The sequence below is a fragment of the Micromonospora sp. KC723 genome, from assembly GCF_004348595.1.
GTDB lineage: Bacteria > Actinomycetota > Actinomycetes > Mycobacteriales > Micromonosporaceae > Micromonospora.
Map to the genome: position 1 here is coordinate 47,180 of NZ_SMKD01000025.1, position 8,220 is coordinate 55,399.

Sequence of the window (8,220 nt, forward strand, 5' to 3'; positions counted from 1 at the left end):
CTGATTTCGTTCCCGATAAGGTAAAGCCAGCCTTGCCTTACCAAAAGAAAGGCTAGCATTATTCATCGCCGACACGTGGCAGAAACGTCGGCCAGCCTGCTATGAGTAACGCTTCGCTGCTACAGTTCGTTCCGAAGAACAGGCGCCGCCCGTGGTTTCACCTTCCCCATGCGCGGCAACTACGAACTGACGAATGAGTAGGCGGGCGGACGTATTCCTCTGCCCGCTGGTCTGAAACAGCATGGAGGGCACCCCGTGAAAACCCTGCTCCAGACACCCCCGGTACGTGAATGCGCCGCTACGGCGTGCAGTTTCAACGCCAACGGCTGCCACGCTCCGGCGATCACCGTGGCGTCGACGGGTGATGCCGCCTCCTGCGCGACATTCGTCGAGTCTCCGGTGCGGGGCGGGATCGCGGAGGTGACCGGCGCGGTGGGCGCCTGCGCGCGTTCGGAGTGTGTCTACAACACCAACCTCGCCTGTACCGCCAAGTCCATCACCGTCGGACCAGGCGCCACCGCCAGCGACTGCCTCACCTACCAGCCCGCCTGACAGAACGCGGCACCCGGTCCGCCCGGTCAGCGGCATACCGGCAGTGGCGGACCGGCCACGGCGGCACACCAGGACGCCGCCTTGGCAAAGGTAAGCCTTACCTACTAACGTCATAACCCTAGGCCGACCTCACCTTTACTTGATGGCCAAGGAGACTGACATGGCGTTGCACCCAGCCGGGCGACCCGCGGAGCTTGCCCCGCCCGCCACTGACGCCGCCGCGACAGCGGAACCGTCAGTGGCGGGCGCGCACGCCACGCTGACTGATGCCGACGCCGTGATGGCACGCTCAGTTCTCTCCGCCACGCCGTCGCTGCGGCTCCGGCTCGGCGACGCCACCGTCGACCTCATCGAATCGCACGCCGTCCTGCCCGATGGCACGGTGGTCCTCGCGGTTGACGCGATGACCCAGACCGGCGGCCTGCTTGTCGCCACGCGCGGTCGACCGGGTGCGGTACGCCTCGACGTCACGCAACTCGTCCCGGTCGCCGTACGGTCCCGGGTGCGGGCCAGAGTACGGATGCTGGGTACGGTGCGCCGGCTCGACCCGGCTGTTCTGGACTCGTGCGACGGCGACACCATCATGTCACTGCTCGACCTGCCGCCCGTGGCGCTCTGGGCGTTCGAACCGGTCGAGGTCGGCCTCGGTCGCGACAGCAGCGATACCACGGTGAGCATCAGCGCCTATCGCACCGCACGCCCCGACCCGCTCGCCGCCGACGAAGCCGAGTATCTGCAACACCTCACCCAGCAGCATGCTGATGTCTTCGGCCAGCTCGTCACGCTGCTCGATCCGGCGTTGACTGCGGTGTCCGCGCGGGTCGTACCGGTCGCTGTCGACGCTGACGGCATCGTGCTGCGCGCCGAGGCACCGGACGGGCACACCGACGTCCGACTTCCGTTCGTCCATCGGGTCACGAAAAGTGCCGACCTTCCCGAAGGCCTGCGGACACTGCTCGCTGAGGCGGTCCGGCGGGATACATCCGCCGGCTCCGCACCTGACGGAGTGGAGCATTCGTAGATTCCTCGACGACCTCCCGATGAACGGACACCCGATCCTGCAGGGCAGGAGCGGCTATCGGGGGCAGGGCCGGCAGGGTGCGCGTTGTCACCGTGCGGGGGCCGGCTCGGTGGGCCGTGGCGTGAAGAAGCGGGTGACGTCGTCCGCTGCGGTGGGAGACAGCATCATACGACCGAGCGTGCGCCGTCCGCGCCGATGAGGACCTCGCAGTCGGCGCTGTGGCCGCCAGCGAAGGTCAGCCGGAAGCCTCCGTCGGGTCGTGGCGTCGCCGCGACGAGCCGGTGCTGCCACAGGACAGTGTCGGCGGGGAGTGAGTCAAGCAGGAGATCACGCAGCGCGCCGCGGTCGATCTCGGGACGTCCGGAGAACGAGCCGGGTTGTGGCTTGTGGTGCACGAGGGTGCGTCCGGCCGGGGCGAGGATGCGATGTTCCTCGCCCTCCGGCCGCGCCTCGGACCGGAACCGGCTGGCGAGACCCGCGTCGGCCAGGGCCCGTTGCCCGGACTCCGGGTGCAGGTCGAGCGACCCGCCCTGTGATCGCGCGGATCGGCTTGCCTCGCGTTCGTACACCACCGCGCCGATGCCGTGCCGATGCGGGATTCGGGCCAACGTCAGACCGCCAAAACCGCCACCGGCGATCGCGATGCGCATCTTCATCTCCGTTACCGTACGATGTAAGCTATGGATACACCGTACAGTAGCGCACCGCTGCCCGTCTGGGAACGGCCCGAGCCTCAGCCGCGGGCGACGCCGGTGCCGCTGAGCCGCGCGAAGATCGCCGCCACGGCGATCCGGATCGCCGACGCACACGGTCTCGATGGGCTGTCGGTACGCAGGATCGCCAAAGAGCTCGGCGTCGGTCCGATGCGGCTCTACGACTACGTGGTCAACAAAGCCGAACTGCTCGACCTGATGGTCGACGCCGTGTACGCCCAGATCGCCGAGGCCGGCCAGCACTCCGAGTGGCGCGCCACGGTACTGGCCATCGTTCACGCAACCCGCGACGCCGCCCTTGAACATGAGTGGTTCGCCGACCTGCTCGGCGCAAGACCACACCTGGGACCTCACGCGCTCGCCGTGGGCGAATCGACCGCGGCGGCACTCATTCAGGCCCCCGGCGTGCGCGGTATCGACGATCTCCAGCGGGCCCTGGGCGTCCTCAACGCGTTCATCGTCGGAGCGCTCCGCAGCGAGATCACCGAGCGCCGCACCACCCGTTCCACCGGTACCGACGTGTCCGCGTGGCAGGCCGCCCTCGGGCCCTACCTGACACGCATGCTCGAAACAGGCCGCTACCCCACCGTCGCCCGGATCGTCGTCGACGGCGCCCACCTCGACGCCGCGGAAGCCTTCCACCACAACCTGATCACCATCTTGGACGGCATCACCAACCATCCCCACACGTGATCCACTGCTCGCGGGCCCGTATCGGCTGAACACCGATACCCCTCGACCAGACTGTCGGACCTGCGGCGGCCCGAGCGTCAGCCGCTCTCGGCCAACACGCAACGTGAGCGATCCCCGAGAGGATGCTGGAATTGCAGCGGCGGGCTCGGTCTTGCACCGAGCCCGCCGTTGCGGTCCTACGTGATCCTGGTCGGAAACCGAGCCGTTAGCGTTGCAGGGTCAGCAGACCCGGCCGGTAGGGCAGGCGGCCGTAGTCAGTGCCATCGGAACTGGGCGAACGACCCTGGTAGAGCAACTGCAGGTTGCAGGGATCGACGGTCATGGTCTGATCGGCGTTGGTACGGATCAGTTCACCGTGGCTGATGTCGTTGGTCCAGGTGGCACCGCTGTTGGCCTTGCCGGCGAAGGGGTTGCTCTCGGTCGCGGCCTGCGGTGTCCACGTACCGCCCAGGCTGGTGGCCGTGAACGAGCGGAAGTAGCGACCCCGTGCGCCCATCGCCTCGACGATCATGAGGTACCGATTCTGTCCCTGGAGCTTGTAGACCTGAACCGCTTCGAACAGGTTCGCCTTCGTGTCGGTCATGATCGTCGTGTAGTTGGAGCCGAAGCTGCCCGGAAAGTTGCCGATGGGCATGCTGGCCCGGTAGATCTTGCCGTTGTCCCCGGCGAAGAAGAGGTACATGTTCGTGTCGTCACCGATCAGCGCCTGGTCGATCGGGCCGGTGTCGGAGCCAGAGATGCTCCCGGTGAAGAGCGTCTGGTGCGGCGACCACGAATTCACGTTGGTGGGGTCGGTCGAGGTCCGGTAGGAGAACGCGGGGCCACCCCACTGGTAGGCGAGCACCCAGATGTTCTTCGGGGCGAAGTAGAACAGCGAAGGCGCGACAGCGGAGAACGGCATCTGGTTCTGGCTGGCCGAGGCCATGTCGGACCAGTTCGTGAAGAGGCCGAAATTCATCGAGCCCCAGCTCGTTCCATGGTCGTGCGTCGTCGCGTAGACCAGATGCCGGCCGTTGTAGGGGGCGTGGGTGAAGTCCTTGAGCGAGACCCACCCCGACCGCGGCTGCGCCAGCGGGCCGGTCGAGGTCCAGCGGTACGACGACGGAAGGTTGCACGTGCCGGGCGGCGGCGTCGTCGGCGGCGGCGTGGTGGGAGGCGTTCCGCCGTCCACGCGGACAAGCTGCCACTGCTGGTTGGTGCCGTTCCAGTCGTCGTACTGCTGGATGTTGGCGCCGTCCGCGGTGGAGGCGCCGGCGACGTCGATGGCCTTGTTGCTGTGGCGGCTGATGAACCGGACGTAGCCGCCGTCGGAGTCGGCCAGTCGCCACTGCTGGTTGGTGCCGTTCACGTCGGCCCACTGGACGATGGCGGCGCCGTTGGCGGTGGAGCGGCCGGAGACGTCCAGGACCTTGCCGGAGTGGCGGGACTTGATCCGGTAGTAGCCACCGCCGGAGTCCACGAACTGCCACTGCTGTTGGTTTCCGTCGTTTCGCGACCACTGCGTGATCCGCGCGCCGTCGTTGGTGGCCAGGTTGTACACGTCCAATGCCTTGCCACTGTTTCGATTCACCAAGACGTACCACGCATTGGTGTCCACCGTGGCCGCCGACGCCGACGTCGCGGAAACCGTGACGAGCGCGCTGCCCACGACGACCGCGGCAACCGAGGCGGCCAACCCCGACCGCCACCGACGCCACCTCGCGGTGCGCGCAGATCCAACCGGCATAGCATCTCTCCTTTCGATCATCCGAACCGCCGACATGAAGCGCGCCACGTCGGTGCGGGCACCGACGACACCCGTGCACGAGCAGCGGCCCAGGCATCGACACCACTGGCTGTTAGCGCTAACAGAGTGCTCTCTCCGTAGTGGCCCGAGGCAGAAGGGTGTAGGGACGTGGCGACAAGTTGCCACTGGGTGGTGTGACTCACCGCACCATGCGATGGACTGTGAACGACAACAGCGAACCGCGTCAAGAAGTTTCGGCAATGTTTCGGAAAGTTCGTCGAAACCCGCCGAACCCCGCCCAGGCTCGACCTCGTCAGCCCCGACCGATCCGGTGCCACGTCGCAACCCTTCCACCGGCGCCAGCGACCGCCGCAGCGGCCGACACGTGGCGGTGCGGGCGCACGCCCACCAGCGCTCGGTCGCGCCCGCGGACAGTCAGCCCAGCGCCTGTCGCGATCACCGACGACAGCGAGGCGGACCCGCGCCAGTGTTTCGACCCGCCCCCGGCACCGACACCTCTAACCACAAGACATTGAAGCTTGTTGACATCATACATCACACGACCTATGTTCCACGTACATTGCGGTCGCAGCGCTGGGAGCAGCCGATCTCATCATCTCCACGTCGAGAGTGAGCAGCCATGAAGCAGTGACACTGTGGCCGGCCATGGCGGTCGTGGCGTTCGAGATCGCGGGTGCGGCAGGACTCGGGACAACTGGCCCCGGCCCGGATCGCGGTCGGCAGTTCCTCCGCGCCCATGATGGCCCACGTCCTCGCGGCTCAGCATCCGGACCCGAAAGGAACAGTGCGTGAAGTCAGCCGTTTCCATCATTGGCAGGTCGCTGCTGGCAGTCGCGGTGTTCGCCGCCGCCGCGTCGACAGCCGTGGTGACAGATCACAAGCCGGCTTCGGCCGCGACCCAGGCGACCTACTATGTCGCTCCCGACGGCAACGACACCAACACCGGAACGATCACGTCACCATTCAGAACCGTACAGCGCGCACGGGACGCCGTTCGCACGATAAACGCGAACATGACAGGCGATATCTACGTCTATCTCCGTGGCGGAAGCTATGCGGTGAGCAACACGATCGAGTTCGGGCCGAGCGACTCGGGCACCAACGGTCACCGGGTCATATACTCCGCCTACCCTAACGAGACCCCGGTCCTGGATGCCGGTGTTCAGGTGACAGGGTGGACCCAGCACAGCGGTAACATCTGGAAAGCGCCGCTCGACCGCGCCAACAAGCTGCGTACGCTCTATGTCAACGACAAGCGGGCGTACATGGCCTCGAAGACGATCAACTCGGCGGGATGCCACGGGACGTACAACATCACGGCCGGGCAAGCCGCATGGGCCTGGGAATCGGGCTCACAGTGCGACGGCGCCAGATACAGCCTGTCCGACTTCCCTGCCATCGCCCGCAACCACGACGATATCGAGATCGAAACGGCGACCACCTGGACCACGGCCATCGTGGGAGTCCGCCAGGTGACCACGACAGCTGACGGCGCCAACCGGGTTGCGCTGTTCCAGCAACCCGGCGCGGCCATCGCCCAGGGCGCGTTCAACGGCAACGCCCAGATCGGCGGCAGCCACAAGGTCATGAACGCCTACGAGTTCCTGGACACGCCGGGAGAGTTCTACTTCGACAAGACCAGCCGTACGGTGTACTACTACAAGGCCAGTTCGGAGAACATGACAACCGCGTCGGTCTTCGCGCCGAACAACGTGTCCACCGTGCTGCGGGTCGCGGGGACCTCGACCAGCGTCCACGCCCGTAACATCACGCTCTCCGGGCTCACGGTACAGCACTCCGACTGGAACCTGTTCAATGTGGCCGGTTCCGCGTTCAAGCAAGCCCAGCAGGGCAACCTGGGCGCCCAGGCATACGCCAAGGGGAACTTCCACGTCTACTACTATCGCAACGTCGACGTCACTCCCGGGACAGTCCAGATCCAGAACGCCGATGGGCTGGTCCTGCAGCGCAACCGGATCCAGCACACCGGTGCCGACGGGATCAACATGGTCAACGACGTGCAGAACACGCAGTTGACCGGCAACCACACCAACGACATCGCCGGGTCTGCTGTTACCGTCGGCCACCCGCAGCACGTCTATATCGGCGACCACACGTCGACCAATCGCGAAAAGTACCCCCCTCAGGTCGAGGGACTGCCCAAGAACATCGAGATCAAGAACAACTACATCTATGACAGTGCCGTGCTGTTCAACGGGCACAGTCCCATCTCGGCGTACTTCGCCGACACCCTCACGATCCAGCGGAACAGGATCGAGAAGACTCCGTGGTCGGGCATAACGCTCGGATGGGGGTGGTGGAACTTCGACGGGTCATCCGGCTCGATCGCGCCCAACCGGCCGACCACGACGGCGAAGAACAACAACATCAGCTACAACCACATCATCGACACGGTGCAGCGGCTCAGCGACACCGCTCCCATATACACGCTGGGCAGCCAGCCCGGGACCACCATCCACGACAACTATCTCCAAGGCGTCCCGGCCGGCCACAAGTACGGGCTGCACCCAGACGAGGGTTCGGCGTACATCACCTTCCGGGACAACGTCCTGAGCGTGGACAAGAATGTCACGTGGCTCATCAACTCCGACGACTTCGGACGCAAGCACGACCTGAACATCACGCAGACCTACGGCCCGATCAACAAGGTCTCCAACAAGAATCTGCCGAACAGCACCGTCCAGGATATTCTCGTCTCCTCCGACTATGTCTGGCCGGCGGCAGCATATGGTATCGCCGTGAACTCGGGCCTTGAGAGCGCATATCAGGACATCATCCCGCAGAGCAATCTTTCCTTGCCGGACTACGTACTACCGGCCAGCACGTCCGTCAGCAGCGGGACGTCGTCGATTCCGGTCCGCAGCACCGGCGATCAGACCAGGACGATCTGGCTGGCCCCCTCCGGTACCACCACCTTCGTCGCCGGCCCGACGATGACCAGGGCGGACGGCACCGCCACGTCGTTAGCTGTTCCGACGGCGCCGGGCGAGTACCGGCTCTACGTCCTCGACGCCCAAGGCAATCGGTCACCCGAGTCCAGGTCGATCGTCAGGCAGCAGAGCGGCGGGAGTCAGCAGAACGGCCAGATCGTGGGCGGCCAGTCCGGCCGGTGCGTCGACGTGCCTGGTTCCAGCACCACCAACGGCACCCAGGTGCAGTTGTGGGACTGCTCCGGCGGCACGAACCAGCGGTGGACCCACACCGCCGGCCGGCAGCTGACCGTGTTCGGCAACAAGTGCCTGGACGCGAACGGCGGAGGCACGAGCAACGGCACCACGGTCATCACCTGGGACTGCCACGGCGGACTCAACCAGCAGTGGAACATCAACGCCAACGGCACCATCACGAACGCCCAGTCCGGACTGTGCATGGATGCGAGTGGTGCCGCCAGCGCCAACGGCACGAAGATCATCCTTTGGTCGTGCAACGGCGGCGCGAACCAGCGATGGACCCTTCGCAACCTGTCTCGTGAT

General features: G+C 65.7%; 6 protein-coding genes. 4 read left to right on the forward strand and 2 right to left on the reverse strand.

Translation table 11 applies throughout. The features are described 5' to 3' along the window. Positions 1-255: 255 nt before the first annotated feature. Positions 256-552, forward strand: coding sequence for a DUF1540 domain-containing protein (locus E1165_RS08725; RefSeq protein WP_132389523.1), 297 nt, complete (start codon positions 256-258; stop codon positions 550-552). A 160-nt stretch (positions 553-712) separates the two neighbouring features. After that, a complete protein-coding gene (locus tag E1165_RS08730) occupies positions 713-1,573 on the forward strand; it encodes a DUF2470 domain-containing protein (RefSeq protein WP_132389537.1) in 861 nt (286 codons plus the stop codon). Between the two features lie 164 nt (positions 1,574-1,737). On the opposite strand, the gene E1165_RS08735 is transcribed toward E1165_RS08730, so the two are convergent. Then, positions 1,738-2,229, reverse strand: coding sequence for an NAD(P)/FAD-dependent oxidoreductase (locus E1165_RS08735; protein WP_243704662.1), 492 nt, complete (start codon positions 2,227-2,229; stop codon positions 1,738-1,740). A gap of 24 nt (positions 2,230-2,253) precedes the next feature. Here E1165_RS08735 and E1165_RS08740 point away from each other — a divergent pair, with 24 nt between their 5' ends. Next, entirely contained in the window at positions 2,254-2,979 is a 726-nt protein-coding gene (locus E1165_RS08740; protein WP_132389525.1) for a TetR/AcrR family transcriptional regulator, read from the forward strand. Positions 2,980-3,184: 205 nt separating this feature from the next. On the opposite strand, the gene E1165_RS08745 is transcribed toward E1165_RS08740, so the two are convergent. Next, entirely contained in the window at positions 3,185-4,705 is a 1,521-nt protein-coding gene (locus E1165_RS08745) for a non-reducing end alpha-L-arabinofuranosidase family hydrolase (RefSeq protein ID WP_132389527.1), read from the reverse strand. An 809-nt stretch (positions 4,706-5,514) separates the two neighbouring features. Here E1165_RS08745 and E1165_RS08750 point away from each other — a divergent pair. Continuing rightward, the coding region (locus tag E1165_RS08750; protein WP_132389529.1) for an RICIN domain-containing protein at positions 5,515-8,220 on the forward strand (2,706 nt) is incomplete at its 3' end.